Origin of the sequence: Streptococcus sp. 1449, from assembly GCF_013276805.1 — a bacterium.
Taxonomy (GTDB): Bacteria; Bacillota; Bacilli; order Lactobacillales; family Streptococcaceae; genus Streptococcus; species Streptococcus pseudopneumoniae.
In genome coordinates, this window is the sequence record NZ_VMLS01000018.1 from 1 (window position 1) to 22326 (window position 22326).

Annotated in this window: 23 protein-coding genes; 7 read left to right on the forward strand and 16 right to left on the reverse strand. The window is 40.2% G+C overall.

The features are described 5' to 3' along the window. Window positions 1–275 (forward strand): IS3 family transposase (locus HT687_RS05460; protein WP_172924105.1); only part of this gene is annotated, 275 nt, incomplete at its 5' end. Between the two features lie 221 nt (window positions 276–496). Here HT687_RS05460 and HT687_RS12335 read toward each other — a convergent pair. The 3 genes from HT687_RS12335 to malQ form a co-directional block, all read right to left on the reverse strand. After that, window positions 497–703 (reverse strand): hypothetical protein, encoded by a 207-nt coding sequence (locus HT687_RS12335; protein WP_000265678.1) that lies wholly within the window; start codon window positions 701–703, stop codon window positions 497–499. A gap of 358 nt (window positions 704–1061) precedes the next feature. Next, window positions 1062–3320 (reverse strand): glycogen/starch/alpha-glucan family phosphorylase, encoded by a 2259-nt coding sequence (gene glgP / locus HT687_RS05465; protein ID WP_000950148.1) that lies wholly within the window; start codon window positions 3318–3320, stop codon window positions 1062–1064. A 25-nt stretch (window positions 3321–3345) separates the two neighbouring features. Then, window positions 3346–4863 (reverse strand): 4-alpha-glucanotransferase, encoded by a 1518-nt coding sequence (gene malQ, locus HT687_RS05470; protein WP_000747307.1) that lies wholly within the window; start codon window positions 4861–4863, stop codon window positions 3346–3348. Between the two features lie 666 nt (window positions 4864–5529). Here malQ and HT687_RS05475 point away from each other — a divergent pair. The 5 genes from HT687_RS05475 to HT687_RS05495 all read left to right on the forward strand — a co-directional run bounded on the left by HT687_RS05475 (window position 5530) and on the right by HT687_RS05495 (window position 11107). After that, window positions 5530–6801 carry an extracellular solute-binding protein gene (locus tag HT687_RS05475; RefSeq protein WP_000095469.1) on the forward strand — a complete coding sequence of 424 codons (1272 nt, stop codon included), beginning with the start codon at window positions 5530–5532 and terminating at the stop codon, window positions 6799–6801. A gap of 111 nt (window positions 6802–6912) precedes the next feature. Next, the gene (locus HT687_RS05480; protein ID WP_000414964.1) at window positions 6913–8205 is read left to right on the forward strand and encodes a sugar ABC transporter permease; all 1293 of its coding nucleotides are present in this window, start codon (window positions 6913–6915) and stop codon (window positions 8203–8205) included. 1 nt (window position 8206) lies between these two features. Further along, entirely contained in the window at window positions 8207–9049 is an 843-nt protein-coding gene (locus HT687_RS05485) for a sugar ABC transporter permease (protein ID WP_172922463.1), read from the forward strand. Between the two features lie 261 nt (window positions 9050–9310). Next, a complete protein-coding gene (locus HT687_RS05490; protein ID WP_023935365.1) occupies window positions 9311–10111 on the forward strand; it encodes a DUF1189 domain-containing protein in 801 nt (266 codons plus the stop codon). Between the two features lie 9 nt (window positions 10112–10120). Beyond that, window positions 10121–11107, forward strand: coding sequence for a LacI family DNA-binding transcriptional regulator (locus HT687_RS05495; RefSeq protein ID WP_023935367.1), 987 nt, complete (start codon window positions 10121–10123; stop codon window positions 11105–11107). Window positions 11108–11136: 29 nt separating this feature from the next. Here HT687_RS05495 and HT687_RS05500 read toward each other — a convergent pair whose 3' ends face one another. From HT687_RS05500 to rgg, 13 genes are all read right to left on the reverse strand, one after another. Then, window positions 11137–12078, reverse strand: coding sequence for a YitT family protein (locus HT687_RS05500; protein ID WP_000806293.1), 942 nt, complete (start codon window positions 12076–12078; stop codon window positions 11137–11139). Beyond that, window positions 12056–13819 carry an aspartate--tRNA ligase gene (aspS, locus tag HT687_RS05505; protein ID WP_023935369.1) on the reverse strand — a complete coding sequence of 588 codons (1764 nt, stop codon included), beginning with the start codon at window positions 13817–13819 and terminating at the stop codon, window positions 12056–12058. Before aspS ends, HT687_RS05500 begins: the two co-directional genes overlap by 23 nt. Before the next feature lie 154 nt (window positions 13820–13973). Then, entirely contained in the window at window positions 13974–14204 is a 231-nt protein-coding gene (locus tag HT687_RS05510; protein WP_000832171.1) for a hypothetical protein, read from the reverse strand. Between the two features lie 17 nt (window positions 14205–14221). After that, window positions 14222–14863 (reverse strand): type II CAAX endopeptidase family protein, encoded by a 642-nt coding sequence (locus HT687_RS05515; protein ID WP_023935371.1) that lies wholly within the window; start codon window positions 14861–14863, stop codon window positions 14222–14224. A gap of 9 nt (window positions 14864–14872) precedes the next feature. Further along, a complete protein-coding gene (locus HT687_RS05520; protein ID WP_023935373.1) occupies window positions 14873–15571 on the reverse strand; it encodes an ABC transporter permease in 699 nt (232 codons plus the stop codon). Continuing rightward, window positions 15564–16388 carry an ABC transporter ATP-binding protein gene (locus HT687_RS05525; RefSeq protein WP_000621678.1) on the reverse strand — a complete coding sequence of 275 codons (825 nt, stop codon included), beginning with the start codon at window positions 16386–16388 and terminating at the stop codon, window positions 15564–15566. The genes HT687_RS05520 and HT687_RS05525 overlap by 8 nt, the downstream gene beginning before the upstream one ends. A 10-nt stretch (window positions 16389–16398) precedes the next feature. Continuing rightward, window positions 16399–17142: a DUF3169 family protein gene (locus HT687_RS05530; protein ID WP_023935375.1), complete on the reverse strand. Its 744-nt coding sequence runs from the start codon at window positions 17140–17142 to the stop codon at window positions 16399–16401. Window positions 17143–17153: 11 nt separating this feature from the next. After that, window positions 17154–17342 carry a hypothetical protein gene (locus HT687_RS05535; RefSeq protein WP_001046123.1) on the reverse strand — a complete coding sequence of 63 codons (189 nt, stop codon included), beginning with the start codon at window positions 17340–17342 and terminating at the stop codon, window positions 17154–17156. After that, a complete protein-coding gene (locus tag HT687_RS05540) occupies window positions 17342–17548 on the reverse strand; it encodes a helix-turn-helix transcriptional regulator (RefSeq protein ID WP_001176227.1) in 207 nt (68 codons plus the stop codon). Before HT687_RS05540 ends, HT687_RS05535 begins: the two co-directional genes overlap by 1 nt. Before the next feature lie 9 nt (window positions 17549–17557). Beyond that, a complete protein-coding gene (locus tag HT687_RS05545) occupies window positions 17558–18022 on the reverse strand; it encodes a hypothetical protein (RefSeq protein WP_025170602.1) in 465 nt (154 codons plus the stop codon). Then, entirely contained in the window at window positions 18022–19302 is a 1281-nt protein-coding gene (gene hisS, locus HT687_RS05550; RefSeq protein ID WP_023935379.1) for a histidine--tRNA ligase, read from the reverse strand. Before hisS ends, HT687_RS05545 begins: the two co-directional genes overlap by 1 nt. Before the next feature lie 76 nt (window positions 19303–19378). After that, window positions 19379–20626: a hypothetical protein gene (locus HT687_RS05555; RefSeq protein ID WP_023935381.1), complete on the reverse strand. Its 1248-nt coding sequence runs from the start codon at window positions 20624–20626 to the stop codon at window positions 19379–19381. A 200-nt stretch (window positions 20627–20826) separates the two neighbouring features. Beyond that, window positions 20827–21678, reverse strand: a complete 852-nt coding sequence (gene rgg / locus HT687_RS05560; protein ID WP_023935383.1) for a quorum-sensing system transcriptional regulator Rgg — start codon at window positions 21676–21678, stop codon at window positions 20827–20829. A gap of 123 nt (window positions 21679–21801) precedes the next feature. Here rgg and HT687_RS05565 point away from each other — a divergent pair, with 123 nt between their 5' ends. Next, window positions 21802–22143 (forward strand): metal-sulfur cluster assembly factor, encoded by a 342-nt coding sequence (locus tag HT687_RS05565; RefSeq protein WP_001206380.1) that lies wholly within the window; start codon window positions 21802–21804, stop codon window positions 22141–22143. The last annotated feature ends 183 nt before the right edge of the window (window positions 22144–22326 follow it).

The window sequence follows — 22326 nt, forward strand, 5'->3', positions numbered from 1 at the left end:
TTCAAGCATCCATGTCACGTAAGGGTAACAGCCCAGACAATGGTATGATGGAGTCCTTCTTTGGCATTCTGAAATCGGAGATGTTTTATGGTTATGAGAAGTCATTTCAGTCGCTTAAGCAATTGGAACAAGCCATTGTAGACTATATTGATTACTACAACAATAAACGAATTAAGGTAAAACTAAAAGGACTCAGTCCTGTACAATACAGAACTAAATCCTTAATCTTATGCGTTTTGTTATGCAAAAATCACTGGAGTTTCCATACATATTAAGTGGAAATAGTTGAAATCAGTTCTTTTAATAACCATTGAATACCATATAGTACATTTACCCCAAATATGATATAGGCCGTATAAATCAAGTATTTCGATTTTTCCCGTCTCAAAGAATAAATCTTGTACAAAATAGATAAATTTAAAATAATAAATAATAGAGACAAAATCTTCCTCCAAAATCAATATTAAAAGTAGCCAGTCAGGCATATACCTCATATTTATTTTCGATTCGAGATAACAAACTTATCAATAAATAGCAAGTGATATAAGGCAAGTACAGACCCCCAGAAACTACCTCGAAGAGAGATTTCTTGATGATTGAGAGGAAACAAATCATGGTTACCTATATAGAGGCAGGTCAAAATAACAAATAAAATCCAAAATAAATCCGTCCATTTATATTTTGAAAAATATTTTTTCCACATAAAAACACCTTCTTTCCTACAATTATATTATAATACTTTATATAAGCGAATACAAGAGATATGAGGTAATCAACTACGAAGAAATATAAGGCTGAAGACAGTAAAAACCAGCATTTTAAGCCTTAACTGTATCTAGGATTTCCCTATTTTTAGACAGAATTAACCAAAATCCACAGCATTTAAAAAAGCGAATTTCAATTGAAACTCGCTTTTTTACAAAATGTATTAGTATAAATCTTGTATCTTATACTCAATGAAAATCAAAGAGCAAACTAGGAAGCTAGCCGCAGGTTGCTCAAAGCACAGCTTTGAGGTTGCAGATAAAGCTGACATGGTTTGAAGAGATTTTCGAAGAGTATTAGTTCAAGTGCCAGATATCTTCGTTATACTGAGCGATTGTACGGTCAGATGAGAAGAATCCTGCTTTAGAAATGTTAACGATAACTTTATCCAACCATGCGTCACGGTCTTCGTAGTCAGCAAGCATTTGCTCTTTGACTTTGATATAGTCTTCCAAGTCAAGAAGAGTCATGAACCAGTCTTTGTTGATCAATTCATTGTAAAGACGTTCCAAGCGCTCTTTGTTTCCAGCTGCAAGAACTGCATCGCTAACGATGAAGTCAACCAATGGTTTGATAGCTTTACGAGCGTAGAATTCGCTTGATTTGTAAGCTGCTTTTGCGTAAAGGTCGATAACAGTTTCTGAATCTTCACCAAAGATGTAGATGTTTTCGTCGCCAACCAACTCAGCGATTTCCACGTTAGCACCGTCCATAGTACCAAGAGTCAAAGCTCCGTTCAACATGAATTTCATGTTACCAGTACCTGAAGCTTCTTTAGAAGCAAGTGAGATTTGTTCTGAAATATCACATGCTGGGATAAGGAAGCTTGCTGCAGTAACGTTGTAGTTTTCAACCATAACTACTTGCAAGTGTGGAGCTACTGCTGGATCATTAGCAATAACTTCTGACATACAAAGGATTAAATGGATAATGTCTTGAGCGATTGTGTAGGCTGGAGCTGCTTTACCACCAAAGAAGATTGTAATTGGGCGAGCAGGGATGTTACCAGCTTTGATGTCAAGGTATTTGTGGATTACGTACAAAGCGTTCATTTGTTGTCGTTTGTACTCGTGAAGACGTTTGATTTGGATATCAAAGATAGAGTTTGGATTGATTTCCACACCTTGGTGTTCTTTCAAGTGACGAGCCAATTTACGTTTGTTGTGAGCCTTGATGCTTTCCAATTTTTCTTTGACAGCTGCTTTGTCTTCATAAGACAAGAGTTTTTCAAGCTCATCTGCTTCATGGTGCCAACCATCTCCAAGAATCTCATCCAAGTAGTGAGACAATCTTGGGTTAGCATGCATAAGCCAACGACGGAAAGTGATACCGTTTGTTTTGTTGTTGAACTTTTCTGGGTAAAGGTCGTAGAAAGCTTTCAACTCAGAATTTTTCAAGATTTCAGTGTGAAGTGCTGCTACTCCGTTAACACTGTATCCGTAGTGGATATCCATGTGAGCCATGTGAACACGTCCGCTCTCATCGATGATTTGAACAGCTGGATCTTTGTATTCTGCTTTCACACGACGGTCCAATTCTTCGATGATTGGTACCAAGTGAGGAACCACTTCTTGCAAGAATTCAAGAGGCCATTTTTCAAGCGCTTCTGCAAGGATTGTGTGGTTAGTATAAGCAGTCATACTACGAACGATTGAGATTGCTTCGTCAAGCTCGATACCACGTGCAGTCAAAAGACGGATCAATTCAGGAATCACCATTGATGGGTGAGTATCGTTGATTTGCACAACTGCGTAGTCAGCAAGGTCATGCAAGTTGCTTCCTTTTTCGATTGCTTCGTCGATGATCAATTGCGCACCGTTTGAAACCATGAAGTATTGTTGGAAGATACGGAGCAATTCACCTTGACGGTCACTATCATCTGGGTAAAGGAAGAGAGTCAAGTTACGAGCGATATCTGTCTTGTCAAAGCTGATACCGTCTTTAATAATAGAAGAATCAACTGAATCCAAGTCAAACAAACGCAAGCGGTTCTTCGTTTCTGTCTTGTAACCAGGAACATCAATATCATAAAGAGTTGATGTCAAAGTAAAGTCTGCAAATGGCACTTGGTAGCTACGGCTTGAGCGAACCAACCAGTTTTGCTCTGTCAACCATGCATTTGGAATTGTTTCTTGTTGGTTGTTTTTAAGAACTTGTTGGAAAAGACCAAAGTGGTAATTAAGACCAACACCGTCACCATTCAAACCAAGAGTCGCAATTGAGTCGATAAAGCAGGCAGCCAAACGTCCCAAACCACCATTACCAAGAGATGGTTCCAATTCAACTTCTTCAACTTCGATCAAGTCTTTACCTGCAGCTGCAAGTTCTTTTTTGACATCGTCGTAAAGACCAAGGTTAATCAAGTTGTTTGACAAGAGTTTACCAATCAAGAACTCAGCTGAGATGTAGTAAACTTTTTTCTTACCAGTGTTAACTGGTTTTTGGCTACTTGCAAGCTTGCTGTAGTTAAGAAGGGCAAGGTAAAGCTCTTCATTGCTACATTCTGCAATGGTTTTATTGTAACGATTTTGTACAAATTCTTGTAGTGATAACATGTTTAAGATGTCTCCTGATATTGTATTATTTCTTTAATTCTACCAAATTTTCATTGATTCGGCGATAGATTGTTGTTAAGTCAAGCAAACCTTCCTCAACAGCTGGTGTCAATTGCTCTTCAGTCATACGCCAAGACCAGTTTCCACCAAGGGTAGATGGGAAGTTCATACGAGCCGCCTCATCCAATTCTAGCAAATCTTGCATAGTTGCAATTGCCATGAAGCTAACTGATGAAAAGACTGTACGAAGCATAGCATGTGGCACTGTTTCGTATTCTTTACGGTTCGTGTAACGAGCCATGTACTCACGAGTCGCATCATCAATCTCGTTACGGTACCAACCAAGAACCGTATTGTTATCGTGAGTTCCTGTGTACATAACTGAGTTAGCAGGTGCCAAGTGTGGGCTATCGATACTTTCGTCTTCTGGGTTGAAGGCAAATTGAAGAATCTTCATTCCTGGGAAGCCAGTACGTTCACGCAACTCAATAACTTCATCTGTCATGAAGCCAAGGTCTTCTGCGATGATGTTTAGCTCACCAAGTTCTTCCTTAACGGCTGCAAAAAGCTTGTAGCCCGGACCTTTCACCCACTCACCAGGTGCTGCTGTATCGGAACCAGCAGGGATTTCCCAGTAAGATTCGAAACCACGGAAGTGGTCAATACGAACGATATCGTAGATTTTGAAGCTTTCACGCAAGCGTTCAATCCACCATTTGTAACCATCTTTGTCCATTGCTTCCCAGTCATAGATTGGGTTACCCCAAAGCTGACCAGTTGCAGAGAACTCATCTGGTGGACATCCTGCGATGCAAGTTGCCTTACCGTTGACATCTGTTTTGAAGAGATGCGGATTTGCCCACATATCGCTTGAATCTTCCGCTACGTAGATTGGCATGTCCCCAACGATTTCGATGTGGTTGTCGTTAGCGTAAGCTTTCAATTTCAACCATTGTTGGAAGAAGAAGTATTGAGTCACACGGTGGTAAACCAACTTGTCTGCCAATTGCTCACGGTAGCTTTCAAGTGCTGAAGCTTTACGAGCACGAACATCTGCATCTGGCCATTCAGTCCAAGCAAGATTGTCAAAATGCTCTTTGATAGCCATATACTCAGCAAAGAGCTCAAGCCATGATTGGTTGTCTTGAGCAAATTTCTCAAAATCTTTAACATCTCCTACTTCCAAGAAACGTTTTACCGCTTTTTCTAAAAGAGGACGACGTGCATAGTAGATTTTCGCATAATCAACTTCAGACGCATCGCTACCAAAGTCAACTCCTTCAAGGTCACTTGCTTCCAACAAACCTTGCTCCACCAAGATATCTAAATCGATAAAATGAGTGTTTCCTGCGAAGGCTGAGAAAGATTGGTAAGGAGAGTCCCCGTAACTAGTTGTTCCTAATGGAAGGATTTGCCAGTAACGTTGTTTTGTACGAACCAAGAAATCAACGAAGTCGTAAGCACTTTGACCAAACGATCCGATTCCGTAAGCTCCTGGAAGAGAAGAGATGTGCATCAACACACCACTTTGACGTTTTTTCATAATAGCACCTCATGTGTTAAAATTAATGGAACGTTGCGTATTTTTGCAGACGCAAACGTTTGCGCTACTTATAAGTATACTCCTTTTCAAGCATAATTGCAAGCGTTTTTAAAAAACTTTTTTGATTATTTTTAAGGAGATTAACCCATTTTAGCAAAGATAACTTATACTCAATGAAAATCAAAGAGCAAACTAGGAAACTAGCCGCAGGCTGTACTTGAGTACGGCAAGGCGACGTTGACGCGGTTTGAATTTGATTTTCGAAGAGTATTAAAACTATCTAATCCTAAAATTTGACTCTCACAGAATCCGTCTACAAACTGCAAATCCTCCCCTAGAAAACTTGAATTTAGATGCAAGGAGGCACAAAGGTCTATAGAAAATAGATAGGAATTAGAAACAGGGAGGTAGCCCCTCCTGATTTCCTTCTTTAGATAGATTACATCTATTTTTTATTAAAAATACTGTATTCTTATCTATTTCACACTTTTCTTCTATTAAAAATAAAAAGCAAAATCATGCTATCAAATCAAGCTTAAAAATTTTTTAAAATTTTTGTCAAAAACACTTGCAACCGTTTTCTATTTGTGCTATACTAAGGTCATAAAGGAAAACGTTTGCGTTTCCTTATCAATAAAACTTGTTATTCTTTAGGAGGAATACACTATGTCATCTAAATTCATGAAGAGCGCTGCGGTGCTTGGAACTGCTACACTTGCTAGCTTGCTCTTGGTAGCTTGCGGAAGCAAAACTGCTGATAAGCCTGCTGAGTCTGGTTCATCTGAAGCGAAAGAAATCACTCTTTACGTTGAGGACCAATACAAAGCTTATGCTGAAACAGTTGCTAAAGCTTATAAAGAGCAATCAGGCACAACAGTTAACATCAAATCTGGTGACCAACTTGGTGGGCTTGACAAACTTTCTCTTGACAACCAATCTGGTCAAGCTGCTGACGTTATGATGGCTCCATACGACCGTGTGGGTAGCCTTGGTTCTGACGGACAACTTTCAGAAGTGAAATTGAGCGATGGTGCTAAAACAGAAGATACAACTAAATCTCTTGTAACCGCTGCTGACGGTAAAGTTTACGGTGCTCCTGCCGTTATCGAGTCACTTGTTATGTACTACAACAAAGACTTGGTAAAAGACGCTCCCAAAACATTTGCTGACTTGGAAAACCTTGCTAAAGATAGCAAATATGCCTTCGCTGGAGAAGATGGAAAAACTTCTGCCTTCCTAGCTGACTGGACAAACTTCTACTATGCATACGGACTTCTTGCTGGTAACGGCGCTTACGTATTCGGACAAAACGGTAAAGACCCTAAAGACATCGGTCTTGCAAACGACGGTTCTATCGCAGGTATCAACTACGCTAAATCTTGGTACGAAAAATGGCCTAAAGGTATGCAAGATGGTACAGCTGCTGGAAACCTAATCCAAACTCAATTCCAAGAAGGTAAAACAGCTGCTATCATTGATGGGCCTTGGAAAGCTCAAGCCCTCAAAGATGCTAAAGTAAACTACGGTGTTGCGACTATCCCAACTCTTCCAAATGGAAAAGAATATGCTGCATTCGGTGGTGGTAAAGCTTGGATCATTCCTTCAAGTACTAAGAACCTTGAAGGCGCACAGAAATTTGTAGACTTCCTTGTTTCAACTGAACAACAAAAAGCTTTCTACGATGCAACTAACGAAATCCCAGCTAATACTGAAGCTCGTTCATACGCTGAAGGTAAAAACGATGAGTTGACAACAGCTGTTATCAAACAATTCAAGAACGCTCAACCAATTCCAAACATCTCTCAAATGTCTGCAGTTTGGGAACCAGCTGCTAACATGCTCTTTGATACTGTAAGTGGTCAAAAAGATGCTAAAACAGCTGCTAACGACGCTGTAACATTGATCAAAGAAACAATCAAACAAAAATTTGGTGAATAAAAAATTTGTTCAAGGGGGGTGGAATTCAAATCCCCCTTTGAATTTATCAATAGAGACACAAATAATTTAGCTTTCTTATAAAAAAAGTAGTATCCTATGAAAGGAGTTATTATGGAAAAGCAACAACCTAGTAAAGCAGCCCTGCTGTCTATCATTCCTGGGTTAGGACAGATTTACAATAAACAAAAAGCCAAAGGTTTTATCTTCCTTGGTGTAACCATCGTATTTGTCCTTTATTTCCTAGCACTTGCAGCACCTGAATTGAGCAATCTCATCACTCTTGGTGACAAGCCCGGTCGTGATAATTCCCTCTTTATGCTGATTCGTGGTGCCTTCCATTTAATCTTTGTAGTCGTTTATGTACTCTTTTATTTCTCAAATATCAAAGATGCATATACGATTGCAAAACGCATTAACAATGGAATTCCAGTTCCACGTACCCTCAAAGACATGATCAAAGGGATTTATGAAAATGGTTTCCCTTATCTCTTGATTATTCCATCTTATGTTGCCATGACCTTCGCGATTATCTTCCCAGTTATCGTAACCTTGATGATCGCCTTTACCAACTATGACTTCCAACACTTACCACCAAACAAATTGTTGGACTGGGTTGGTTTGACAAACTTTAGTAATATCTGGAGTTTGAGTACCTTCCGTTCTGCCTTTGGTTCTGTTCTTTCTTGGACCATCATCTGGGCTTTGGCAGCCTCAACTTTACAGATTGTGATTGGTATCTTCACAGCTATCATTGCTAACCAACCATTTATCAAAGGAAAACGTATCTTTGGTGTTATTTTCCTTCTTCCTTGGGCTGTCCCAGCCTTCATCACTATCTTGACATTCTCAAACATGTTTAACGATAGTGTCGGAGCTATCAACACCCAAGTATTGCCAATCTTGGCTAAATTCCTTCCTTTCCTTGATGGCGCTCTTATTCCCTGGAAAACAGACCCAACTTGGACTAAGATTGCCTTGATTATGATGCAAGGTTGGCTTGGATTCCCATACATCTACGTTCTGACCTTGGGTATCTTGCAATCTATTCCTAACGACCTTTACGAAGCAGCTTATATTGACGGTGCCAATGCTTGGCAAAAATTCCGCAACATCACTTTCCCAATGATCTTGGCTGTTGCGGCACCTACTTTGATTAGCCAATACACCTTCAACTTTAACAACTTCTCTATCATGTACCTCTTCAACGCTGGAGGACCTGGTAGTGTCGGTGGTGGAGCTGGTTCAACCGATATCTTGATTTCATGGATTTACCGTTTGACAACAGGTACATCTCCTCAATACTCAATGGCGGCAGCTGTCACCTTGATTATCTCTATCATTGTCATCTCAATCTCTATGATCGCATTCAAGAAACTACACGCATTTGATATGGAGGACGTCTAAGATGAATAACTCAATTAAACTCAAACGTAGACTGACTCAAAGCCTTACATACCTTTACCTGATTGGTCTATCAATTGTCATTACCTATCCACTTTTTATTACCATTATGTCAGCCTTCAAGACTGGTAACGTAGTAGCCTTTAAACTAGACAGCAACGTCGACTTTAGTTTTGCTAACTTCCAAGGCCTCTTCACTGAAACCTTGTACGGTACTTGGTACCTCAACACCTTGATCATTGCCTTGATTACCATGGCTGTTCAAACAAGTATCATCGTACTTGCTGGTTATGCCTACAGCCGTTACAACTTCTTGGCTCGTAAACAAAGTTTGGTCTTCTTCTTGATCATCCAAATGGTGCCAACTATGGCCGCTTTGACAGCCTTCTTCGTTATGGCGCTTATGTTGAACGCCCTTAACCACAGCTGGTTCCTCATCTTCCTCTACGTTGGTGGTGGTATCCCGATGAATACTTGGCTCATGAAAGGCTACTTCGATACAGTGCCAATGTCTTTAGACGAATCTGCAAAACTAGACGGTGCAGGACACTTCCGCCGCTTCTGGCAAATTGTTCTTCCACTTGTTCGCCCAATGGTTGCCGTACAAGCTCTCTGGGCCTTCATGGGACCTTTCGGGGACTACATCCTCTCTAGTTTCTTGCTTCGTGAGAAAGAATACTTTACTGTTGCCGTAGGTCTCCAAACCTTCGTTAACAATGCGAAAAACATGAAGATTGCCTACTTCTCAGCAGGTGCTATCCTCATCGCCCTTCCAATCTGTATTCTCTTCTTCTTCCTACAAAAGAACTTTGTTTCAGGACTTACAAGTGGTGGCGACAAGGGATAATTTATCCCCGCCACCCTTTTTCATTTTATACTCTTCGAAAACCTCTTCAAACCACGTCAGCTTCCATCTGCAACCTCAAAACAGTGTTTTGAGCAACCTGTGGTTAGCTTCCTAGTTTGCTCTGTGATTTTCATTAAGTATTAACGATTGTTACTGTAAGTAATGTCCTTACAACAAGCAATTTTTCTCCTAGACTTGAAATAAAGCGAATTTCTCTATATAATAATACTCATATAGAAAACACCTTTTAGAAAGATACCTATGCTTCCATATCCATTTTCCTATTTTTCAAGTATTTGGGGATTTCGTAAGCCCCTGTCCAAACGTTTCGGGCTCAACTGGTTTCAACTACTCTTTACCAGTATCTTCCTTATCAGCTTGTCGATGGTACCCATTGCCATTCAAAACAGCTCACAGGAGACTTATCCGCTAGAAACCTTTATCGATAATGTCTATGAACCATTGACAGATAAGGTTGTCCAGGATCTCTCTGAACATGCTAGAATTGTCGATGGCACATTAATTTATACAGGAACAGCTAGTCAAGCGCCTTCTGTTGTGATTGGTCCAAGCCCAAGTAAGGAGTTCCCGAAGGACTTGCAACTGCATTTCGATACAAATGAGCTAGTCATCAGCAAGGAAAGCAAGGAACTGACCCGCATCTCTTACCGAGCCATTCAGACTGAGAGTTTCAAAAGCAAAGACAGCTTGACCCAAGCAATTTCTAAAGACTGGTACCAACAAAATCGTGTCTATATCAGCCTCTTCCTAGTTCTCGGTGCGAGCTTCCTCTTTGGTTTGAATTTCTTTATCGTCTCTCTAGGAGCTAGTCTTCTCCTTTATATCACTAAGAAATCACGCCTCTTTTCATTTAGAACCTTTAAAGAGTGCTATCACTTTATCTTGAACTGTTTAGGATTGCCGACTCTGATTACACTTATTTTGGGATTATTTGGCCAAAATATGACAACCCTGATTACTGTACAAAATATTCTTTTTGTTCTGTATCTGGTCACTATCTTTTATAAAACACATTTCCGTGATCCAAATTACCATAAATAGGAGATTTTTATGCCCGTTACGATTAAAGACGTGGCCAAGGCTGCTGGTGTTTCGCCTTCAACCGTAACCCGTGTTATTCAAAATAAATCAACCATTAGCGACGAAACAAAAAAACGTGTTCGCAAAGCTATGAAGGAACTCAACTACCACCCAAACCTCAACGCTCGTAGCTTGGTAAGCAGCTACACTCAGGTTATCGGATTAGTTCTTCCTGATGACTCAGACGCCTTCTACCAGAATCCTTTCTTTCCATCGGTTCTACGTGGCATCTCTCAAGTCGCATCTGAAAACCACTATGCCATTCAGATAGCAACAGGGAAAGATGAGAAGGAGCGTCTCAACGCTATTTCACAAATGGTCTACGGCAAGCGTGTAGATGGGCTAATTTTTCTCTATGCCCAAGAAGAAGACCCTCTCGTAAAACTCGTCGCAGAAGAACAGTTCCCCTTCCTTATCTTAGGTAAATCTCTATCTCCTTTCATCCCACTTGTCGACAACGACAATGTTCAAGCTGGTTTTGATGCGACTGAATATTTCATCAAAAAAGGCTGCAAACGCATTGCCTTTATCGGAGGAAGTAAAAAGCTCTTCGTGACCAAAGACCGTTTAACAGGCTATGAACAGGCGCTTAAGCATTACAAACTGACCACTGACAACAATCGCATCTACTTTGCCGACGAGTTTCTGGAAGAAAAGGGCTATAAATTTAGCAAGCGATTATTCAAGCACGATCCACAAATTGATGCTATCATCACAACCGATAGCCTCCTAGCTGAAGGTGTTTGTAACTATATTGCCAAACACCAGCTGGATGTCCCTGTTCTCAGCTTTGACTCGGTTAATCCCAAGCTCAACTTGGCAGCCTATGTCGATATCAATAGCCTAGAACTTGGTCAAACATCATTTGAAACGATTCTTCAGATTATCAACGATGCTAAAAGCAATAAACAAATTTGTTACCGCCAGTTGATTGCCCATAAAATTATAGAAAAATAAAAACCAGCTCACGCTGGTTTTTTTGGTCACTAATTATCTATCTCAACAAATCTTCCTAGAATATGAACATTTTCCGAGACAGAGACAAAGGCGCTTGGATCCACTTGTGTCATAATCTGTTTAAATTCATTAAACTCTGCACGTGTAATGACAGTGATTAGAACTGCCTTTCTCTCGTGATTATAGGTTCCTTCTGCATCGTGGATCATGGTTGCTCCGCGGTGCAATTTTTTATGGATTTTCTCAATTACTTTATCTGGATGATTGGTCACAATCATAGCCTGCATGCGTTTTTGCTTGGTAAAAACAGCGTCTGTTACACGGCTAGAGACAAAGATGGTAATCATAGAGTAGAGAGCGTATTTCCAACCAAAGGTCAAACCCGCTATCAGCATGATGGTCCCATTTACCAAGAGAGAAATACTACCGACATTCTTACCTGTTTTCTTGCGAATAGTCAGGCTGACGATATCCGTCCCACCACTGGAGATATTGTTTCGAAGAGCAAAACCAATCCCCAAACCCATAACAACACCCCCAAAAAGGGCATTGATAATGGGATCCTCCGTCAAGGTTGCCACAGGGACAAACTGGATAAAGAAGGAGCTCATAGACACCGTGATAAAGGTAAAGACAGTAAACTTATGGCCAATCTGATACCAAGCTAAGACCATCAAAGGGAAGTTAATGGCGTAGAAGGTTAGCGAAATCGGAATATGAAAACCAAACCAGTGATTACTCAAGGCAGAGATAATCTGTGCCATACCTGTTGCACCACTCGAATACACATGCCCTGGTTGGAAAAAAAAATTAACTGCTACTGCTGATAAAAAACCATAGACCAGAGAGGCCGAAATCTTCTCATCATATTTTTCGCGAGAGATGCTTTGTAAGACACGTAAAATTTTTATCTGATAAGCAAAGCGGCGCAGATAATAGCGCCACCGCTTAATTCGTTTTGCTTGTTTCATCTTCTTCTACTTGTAAGCTGAGTTCCTCTAGTTGTTTGAGTGCTACTGTTGATGGAGCTTGTGTCATTGGGTCACTTGCCTTGTTGTTCTTAGGAAAGGCAATGACTTCACGAATATTTTCTTCTCCTGCTAAGAGCATGACAAAGCGGTCAAGCCCGATAGCCAAGCCACCGTGTGGTGGGAAACCATAGTCCATGGCTTCAAGAAGGAAGCCAAACTGGTCATTTGCTTCTTCGGCTGAGAAACCAAGAGCCTTGAACATGCGTTCTTGAAGGTCTTTTTGGTTGATACGGAGGCTACCACCACCAAGCTCATAACCGTTCAAAACGATATCGTAAGCAATGGCACGAACTTTAGCCAACTCACCTTCTAATTCGTGAGCTGTTTCTTCCTGTGGAAGGGTAAATGGATGGTGGGCGCTCATGTAGCGGCCTTCTTCTTCAGACCATTCAAACATCGGCCAGTCAACCACCCAAAGGAAATTGAACTTATCATTATCAATCAAACCAAGCTCTTTGGCAATGCGTCCACGAAGGGCACCAAGCGTTGCATTAGCTACCTCAAGAGTATCTGCCACAAAGAGAACCAAGTCCTTATCTTCAAGAGCAAGCGCTCTTGTCAATTCTGCTTGGATGCTAGTCAAGAACTTGGCAACTGGTCCGTTTAATTCTCCATCAACCACCTTGACCCAAGCAAGACCTTTGGCACCATACTGTTTGGTTACTTCCGTCATCTTGTCGATGTCTTTACGTGAATAGTTGTCCGCAGCTCCTGTGACCACAATCGCTTTTACAGCAGGTGCTTCTGAAAAGACTTTAAAGTCTACACCTCGGACCACTTCTGTCAAGTCCTGAAGCAACATGTCAAAACGAGTATCTGGCTTGTCAGAACCGTAAAGAGCCATAGCATCATCGTATTTCATACGAGGGAATGGAAGCGTCACTTCGATGCCTTTAGTCTCTTTCATCACACGCGCAATCAAGCCTTCTGTGATATCTTGAATTTCTTGCTCAGTAAGGAAAGATGTTTCCAAGTCGACCTGAGTGAACTCAGGCTGGCGGTCTCCACGCAAGTCCTCATCACGGAAACATTTGACGATTTGGTAATAACGGTCAAAACCAGCATTCATCAACAATTGCTTAGTGATTTGCGGACTTTGAGGAAGCGCGTAAAAATGCCCTTTATTAACACGAGATGGCACCAAGTAGTCACGCGCCCCTTCAGGAGTTGACTTAGAAAGGAATGGTGTCTCCACGTCGATAAACTCCAACTCATCCAAGTAGTTGCGGATAGAGTGGGTCACCTTAGCACGAAGTTTGAGATTTTCCAACATCTCTGGACGACGAAGGTCAAGGTAACGGTAACGTAAACGTGTATCGTCATTAGCCTCAATGCCATCCTTAATCTCAAATGGGGTTGTCTTAGCTGTATTAAGCACTGTCAGAGCTGTCACGTTTAACTCAACTGCACCAGTTGGCAACTTATCATTGGCTTGCTCACGCGCAGCGACCTGTCCAGTCACCTCGATAACAAATTCGCTACGAAGGCTTTCAGCTGTTGCCATAACCTCTGCAGATACTTTTTCAGGGTTGATAACCAACTGCATGATTCCTTCACGGTCACGAAGGTCGATAAAGATCAAACCACCGAGGTCACGACGACGGCCAACCCATCCTTTCAAGGTTATTTCTTGTCCGATGTGTTCCTCACGAACACGACCAGCATACATACTACGTTTCATGTTTTCTCTCCTCTTTTATTCTGTTACTATTTTACCATAAAAGCGCAGGCTCTTCATGAAAATCAGCAGAAAAGTTTGCCAGTCTTAAAAAATCAGGTAAAGTCCCTAAAAATTAGCGCCCATACAAAAATCCGATGAAGTTCATCGGACTCTTTTATTTTGAATTTTTGCCTGCTTTACGCTTTTCAGCAATTTCGGCTGCCTTTCGAGGCAAGACAATTTCCGTTATGTAAGCCGTCCCAAAACGCAAGACACCTGCAATAGGAGCAAAGACGACTGCTAGATAGTTATGGAAGAAATCGCCTTTGAAGGCATAAGCTAGCGCCCCAATGATGAAAAATAGAACAACTGCTTGAATCACTGCTAATAAAATTACTCGTTTCATGTGACCTCCTGACTCTATTATAGCATGAGAATCATCAAAAAGCTGACTAAATTATTCAAAGCGTGGAGAGAAATACTGTAGACCAGACCTTTTCTGCTAATATAAGCCAAGCCCAAACTAAAACCAAGGCTAAAATAGACAAAAAATTGTTGCACATCACCTGGGAAATGACCTAAGGCAAACAAAACACTGGATACCAGAAGGAAAAGCAGAGTTTGTTTACTATTGTCCTGCTTAGGAAAGAGGTAGCGTGCTAACATCCCTCTAAAGATAAGCTCTTCCGTCAGAGGAGCAAAAATAACGACCGCAAAGAAGGAGAAGAGTGGTTGAGACAAGGTCAAGTCTGTCGCTATTTGCTGATTTACTGAAGGATCATCTGGCAAGAAGAATTGAACGACCAGAGATAAGAACCAAACCAAGGCAGGAAGCCAAATAAATCGGTTAAAGCCGCTCTTCTCAATATGAACAGAAGCCTTATGATACCATTTGTAAATGCCGTACACATAAACTCCAGCCAAGGCCACATAGAGCAAGGTCACAGCATAGGGTGAAGCGCCTAAGGCAAGCGACGTAGTCGCGAGCCCCTGAATGAAGCCATAGATGAATAAAAAGGATAGAATGGCTAGAAGAAACCAGCCAAGTTTTTTAAGTAGTTTCATAAAGTTCTCCTATCTTGCTTTATAACTATTTTTCAATACAAAGAGGTTCGCTATTCCTAACACAAGTACCCAGGCAAGTAACATACCGATGTTAGAAAAAGATATTTCCCCACCTTTTTTATTTAAAAGATTTACAATAGGACCGATGAACGAGTAATCCAACACTTTTTGAACCGTATCATTTTGAAGAGCAATTATAGGTAAAAAAGAGACAATTAACATAGGGAAGATACTATAAACTTGCGCTTTAGATTGAGTATCTGACACCGCACCGATTAGAAGGTTGAGAAAAATAATACTAATAGTTGCTAGGAGCAAATAGATAACATAGGCAAATAAGTAACCTGATAGATCTACTTTAAGATAGATGGGAAGTACAATCATAGCAAGTAACATTATCAGAATAGGGAGAACAAGCATACTAAAAGTATATTCTGTTGCTGTCACACCACTTAGAATGAGTGATTTAAGATTTCGTTTTTCCTTATCTTCTGCCATCATAATCGATACCATATAACCACTTCCCATGCTCAAGACCATCGTCAAGCTAGCAGATAGTAAAAATAGGCTCAATTGTCCATTCTTATTTAAAAATTCATTATATAAAACAGCAATACCAAAAGGCATCAATAAAGTCGCTAACAAAGTTGAATTGCTGATAAGAACTTGTAATCTTAACCATAGTAGGGCATTTAATTTTCTAAACATCTAACTTTTCTCCTGTTAATCTGATAAAGATCTCTTCTAAAGTCGGCTCACAAGAGTGAACCACCATCAAATCTGTCGTGTCTAAATGTGGCAATTCTTCAAATGGAACTATCTGTTCTCGTCCATCTTTATAAGCTACACGTACTTTCTTATCCACATGGTACTTCTGGATAATATCTTGCGGACTTCCATACTCTATTAAATTACCCTTATTTAAAAGAGATAAGCGATCACAAAGCAGAGTTGCTTCATTCATATCATGCGTGGTCAGAAAGATAGTTGTCCCCGCATGCTTTAATTCTTGAAGTAGGGTATGAATCATCTTAGATGTTGTAGGGTCTAAGCCACTGGTTGGCTCATCAAGGAAGAGAATCTTAGGTGCATTAAGAAGGGCACGAGCCAAGAACATTCGTTGTTTCATTCCTGTAGATAGTTTTTCTGCGATAATATCTTTAGCATCTGCCAATCCAACCTGTTGAAGCACCTGAACTACTCTATCTGCCTTGAGGCCATATAACTTAGCATAGATGAGAAGATTTTTATAAAGACTCATCTTTTCATAAAAACTACTGCCATCACTCACAATACCAATTTGTTCCAAATCATTTGAGGTTAAATCTTGAGAATTCTTGCCTAGCAAAACTGTTTTACCTTGATCTGCAGCCAACTGTCCTGTTAAGACATTGATCATGGTTGTTTTACCTGAGCCAGAAGGTCCCAGAAAACCAAAGATTTCACCCTCCTTAATCTCAAAAGAAATCTGATGAAGAGCTTTTTTGCTCCCAAAACTTTTACTTACATTTTCAACACGAATCATAGAAACTCCTTTATTTGAAATAGCGTTTTACCATAGGTAACTGCATCACATTGATATAAATATGGATAGCTCCTACAAGCAAGAAGGCTAGCAGCTGAATCTCTCCTGTCAAGAAAGAAATGATAAAAAGAAAAACATATAAGACTGGTAAGACATACTGATTTAATTGGAATAAAATCCGAAAACTCTGTTCCAAATTAGCCTGACGCTCCCCTTCATCATAAGAATTTACATACTCTAAGACATCCTTTGGTGTTGAGAAAAATGCCAAATCAAACTGACGAACAATCGCAATGGTCTTAAAAAGATATTTTTGAACACTGAGAATCAGCACTAATCCCAAAAAAGAAAGAGATAAGGTTAGATTGCTTCTATTTGGTACAATCACTTCACTACCTGAGATGAAAAGAGCCAATAAAATCGCTACACTTGCAATATTAAAAGCAGTGGTTCCAAACTCGAGATTCCGATACATTTGCACATAATAGGTTTCATTCAGATCATCGTCCATTTCCTCTTGATACAAGGAATGAAATTTTCTGCTTTTCTTTAAGAAATTGAATGTCAAAAGAATGCTAATGAAACCTAACACTAAACAAATAGCTGATATCCATGGTATCAAGATTTTTACATCTAACATAATTCCGTGGGATTCGGCAACAGCCTTAAACATCCCTACAAAAATGCCAAAGAAAGCTCCCAAGACAATAGACATCAAAAATAATAACAATCCACGTTTCTTTTTCTTTTCCATATTCATTCTCCTTATTTACTTGCTAGATTTTTGGATTTCTTTTCAATCCAGTCAACGACTGGGATAAGAGCAAAGTAGGCCCAGATAAATTGGTCGCTGTAATAGAGATCAAACCATCCTAGATTTGTTCCAATTAGTAGACATAGGCTGACTAATAGAGCTATGGCAACTACATAATAAATCACTTTATACTTGTTCATCACTCGTCCTCCTCCAAGCGAAATACCGATTCGACTGTTTCGTTGAAAATTTGAGATATTTTCAGGGCAATGATAATGGACGGGGTGTACTCATCCCGTTCTAGTAGGCTAATGGTCTGTCTGGAAACCCCTGCCAGCTTGGCTAGGTCGGTTTGATTGAGACCATCGCGAGCTCGAAGCTCTTTTAGACGATTTTTTAGTTGCATGTCACACACCTACTTTCCGTCAAATTCAACAGTTTGGATATCCTCAATGCGTTGTAGTTTGAATTTTTCTTTTCCTTTTTTATTAACACGACGTAGCTTGACCCATTCCTCATCAACATCCACAACTTCCCAGTTATCTGTTCCAAAAACTTGTCCAACGATTGTCGGTGTTTTCCCAATCAATTCTTTTAATAATCTTGACATTTCTTTATTTCCTTTCTGTTTTTGCTCAATTCTTTTGATTTTATTCTCTAATTTCTTGACCCTTTGGGTATGATAGAGATAAAACATAATCACAAGAGGTACAAATCCTAATGCCCACATAATCGTTCCCTGCTCCTTTTCTCTTAACTTGATTATATTGTAACACATCTTTTTCTTTTTGACAAGCATATTTGTCAAAAAGTTTATGATTTTTGTCATTTTGCAAAAGAAAAAGGTCAGGAGTAGGTTTCTGACCAGTTTTTCTGTTATTAAAATCCTAGTTTTTCAAAGATTTCTGAGAAGTTTTGGCTGATTGTCTCAAGTGACACTTGCACTTCTTCTCGGGTTTGGTTATTCTTGACCGTCACTTGTCCGCTTTCGACTTCACTCTCTCCTAGGGTGATGAGGGTTTTAGCCACAAAGACATCGGCTGACTTGAATTGAGCTTTGAGCTTACGGTTGAGGTAATCACGCTCTGCTTTGAAACCTTGTTGGCGAAGAGCCTGTACCAATTCCAAGGCCTTGACATTTGCTCCTTCACCCAAAACTGCGATATAGACATCTAGGGCGTTTTCGATAGGGAGAGTCACACCTTGCTTTTCAAGGATGAGAAGCAGGCGCTCTACACCAAGTCCAAATCCAAATCCAGCAGTTTCCGGGCCTCCAAAGTAAGAAACCAAACCATCGTAACGACCACCCGCACAGACTGTCAGGTCATTGCCCTCAATCTCTGTGATGAACTCGAAAATGGTGTGGTTGTAGTAGTCCAGACCACGCACCATATTGGTATCAATGATGTAGTCTACTCCAAGATTTTCCAACATCTGACGTACAGCATCAAAATGAGCTTGACTTTCTTCATCAAGGAAATCCAAGATAGAAGGCGCATTCTCTACTGCTACCTTGTCTTCTTTTTCCTTAGAGTCCAAGACACGAAGAGGATTTTCCTCCAAACGACGCTGGCTATCCTTAGACAAGATCTCCTTGAGCGGTGTCAAATAGTCAATCAAGGCTTGACGGTAGGCTGCACGGCTCTCAGGATTTCCAAGAGTGTTAAGATGTAATTTGACACCTTGGATACCGATTTCTTTCAAGAAATGGGCTGCCATAGCGATGGTTTCCACATCGGTAGCTGGATTGCTAGAGCCAAAACACTCAACACCAATCTGGTGGAACTGGCGCAAACGCCCTGCCTGTGGACGCTCATAGCGGAACATAGGGCCCATGTAGTAGAACTTGCTTGGCTTTTGCACTTCTGGGGCGAAGAGTTTATTTTCCACATAGGAACGGACAACGGGCGCAGTTCCTTCTGGACGGAGGGTAATATGGCGGTCACCCTTGTCATAAAAGTCGTACATTTCCTTGGTTACGATATCCGTTGTATCTCCGACAGAGCGACTGATAACCTCGTAATGCTCAAAAATGGGCGTGCGCACTTCCGCATAGTTATAGCGCTTGAAAATTTCACGGGCAAAGCCCTCAACGTACTGCCATTTGGCAGACTCAGCAGGTAAAATATCCTGCGTTCCTTTTGGTTTTTGTAATTTCATAGGGAATCCTCTTTAAACTTAATAGTCTTATTTTACCATAAATAAAGGGATTAAAACAGTGAGAAAAAATTAGGATTTAGATATCATTTTTGAGATTAATAACTGTCAAAAGAATAGCCAGCAAGGAAAGACCAACAAATAGCATCCAAGTCAACTGTATATTCCATACAGCTATAAGTGAAAAACAAGCTGTTCCCACAGGTATGGATAAGGTAAACAATAAACCTAAAAAATTACTGGTACGAGCTAGAACCTCTGGAGCTAGATTTTTCAGGAGCATGGCACTAATCTTTGGTTGAACTTTACCAGACACATACAGAGTTGAACATAGAAATAGTAAACCAAGTACGACTTGATTGAATAAATTAGCTAGACCAACTAGACTGAGTCCTACGGTCACCCACATCATCAATCTAGGCAAGGACTGCTTCCCAAAATAATCATTGCCCGTAAGGCTACTGATGATGATTGCTAACAAAGCACAGAATTGACTGATAAATAATGCCTCTGTGTAAGAAAAGTCCAAAAGAGAATGGCTCAAAAAGAAGATGTTATAGATGCTTCCTAAAGCGCCACCCAAGGCATTGATAAGCAAGACAGCAAAGAGCATAAAACCAAAGTTTTTCTGTCCACTTTTAAGAAAAACGAGACGTAAATTTCGGTAAATTGTTAGGAACTGGTCTTTGATAGAAAGCTTCTCATTTTTTAGGTTTTCACCATCAGCAGATGACATTGACAGGCTCAATTTGCTTTTTCCTAAAAAGAGAACAGAGGCTGATACTAGGAAAAAACAGGCATTGATTCCCGCAACGAGGGAAAAATTGTTGACCGATAGCCCTAAGAGCCAGACTCCGAAAGCTTGACCACCAATAGCTGAAATATAGGTGATGAATTGGGAAAAAGAGTAAGCCTCCATCAAATCATTTTCAGCTACTTTTTCCTTAATAAGAGGCATGCGCAAGCCACCTGCAAAATCACTGATGACATCACTAATGACATTGATTAAACACAGGCTAGAAAAGGCAAAGAGACTAGCTTGCTGGACAACTAGGGCTGCCAGAAAAAATAAAACCGCCTGAAACAAACCGCTATAGACCATCCATTTGACCTTGTCCCTTGTGTAATCTGCCCGAATCCCTACAAAAACTGTAAAGAGAGTCGGAATAATCATGACAATATTCGCCATAGCAACAGCAAAGGAGGCCTGTGGCAGGGTCGATGCATAGACGATAAAGACCAGGTTGAAAATCGAAGCACCAAAAGCATTGAAGAAGCGTGACAAAGTCAAGAGTCGATAAGCTGGATTTCTAAACAATAGTTTCATAGATAATCTCCCTTCTTGTTCGAACTTCTATATGAAGTATGACTATAGTATAGCACTTAGAAATTTGAGAGGGAGAACTCTTGAATATATGCAACAAATAAAATGAGCAAAAAGAAACGATAAAACTGCTTTACTGACCTGAGAGAGCCCTACAGTTCTATCGCTTCAAATTTCAAATAATTTTCTTAGTTTGCAGATATTCAACAATCGGTCGTTTTTCTATAGTATTCGGCAGATTTATTACAACCAAGCATCTCAAAAATACGGACAGCATCTTCCATCTTTTTCTGACCTTCCTTGACTCTACCTTGCTTGCTATCAAAGAGACCTTCAGCCCACAAATAGACAATTCGGAAATAGGTTTCATTTTCATTGTAGAAATGCTCTTCGATAACACGTTTAAAATAAGAGGCATTGGTAAATTCTTCACACTCAATGCTGACTAAAAAACCATTCAATAGTATAGTGTGAAAAAGGTTTCGATTGCCAGACATTTCCATTAGGAAATCAGATTTACGTACCATCTCTCTAACATACCTAGTGAAAAGAGAAACAGATAGAAATGGTGAACTGACTGAAAATAAATTGAGTTCATAGATTCCCCAAATCTCGGTAGAAAACAGGTAATCATGAAGGACTTTCCCTTCCTCTGCTGTTAACTCTACCCTTTCATCCAGACTCTTCATATAAGACTTGATAATAATGGCATTCAGAATATGTTTCTGTTTGTTTTGAGAATGCGCATGCTTTTGATACTCCTTGCGATACAAGTCCTCAAGAGGAGCTATATTCTTTGGATCCAAGACATCTATGATTTCTTTTCTCAACTCAGAATCTGTATCATACTGAAAACCTCTCGCCAGAAAGAGGATTTCCTCTACACTGGCAGATATATTTTCTAGGGCAAATAAAAACTTTTCCACCGAAAGCTCACTCTGACCAGTTTCAAAGCGAGATAACATAGACGGCGAAAATTGTCCCCCAGTTGCTTGTCTCAGCGAGATATTTCTTGACTCTCGTAATTGTCTAAAGACTTTTCCAATCTGCTCCATAGGCATCCCCTTGATTCCGTATTTTCTTCATTTTATCATATTTTTCAGAAAATTCATCAAAAACTTGCCAAATTGTCAGAATTATGAGAAAATAGAGGATATTTATCACGTGGAGGGACTGTAATGAGAGAGGATATCAAAATCAATGACCGCGCTTTGGCCTTGCAAGACCAAATTATCGAAAAACTAGAGAAGGTTTTTGATACAGATGTGGAATTGGATGTTTACAATCTAGGGCTGATTTATGAAATCAATCTGGATGAAACAGGTCTCTGTAAGATTGTCATGACCTTCACTGACACAGCCTGCGATTGTGCCGAAAGCTTGCCTATCGAAATCGTGGCAGGTCTGAAACAAATCGAGGGTATCGAAGATGTCAAGGTTGAAGTTACCTGGTCGCCTGCTTGGAAGATTACACGAATCAGTCGCTACGGCCGTATTGCCCTTGGACTACCACCTCGTTAATACTCTTCAAAAATCTCTTCAAACCACGTCAGCGTCGGCTTGTCGTAGATATGGTTACTGACTTCGTCACTTCTATCTGCAACCTCAAAACAGTGTTTTGAGCAACCTGCGCCTAGCTTTCTAGTTTGCTCTTTGATTTTTATTGAGTATAAGCAGGCAAATCACTTTTGAAGATGAAAAGAA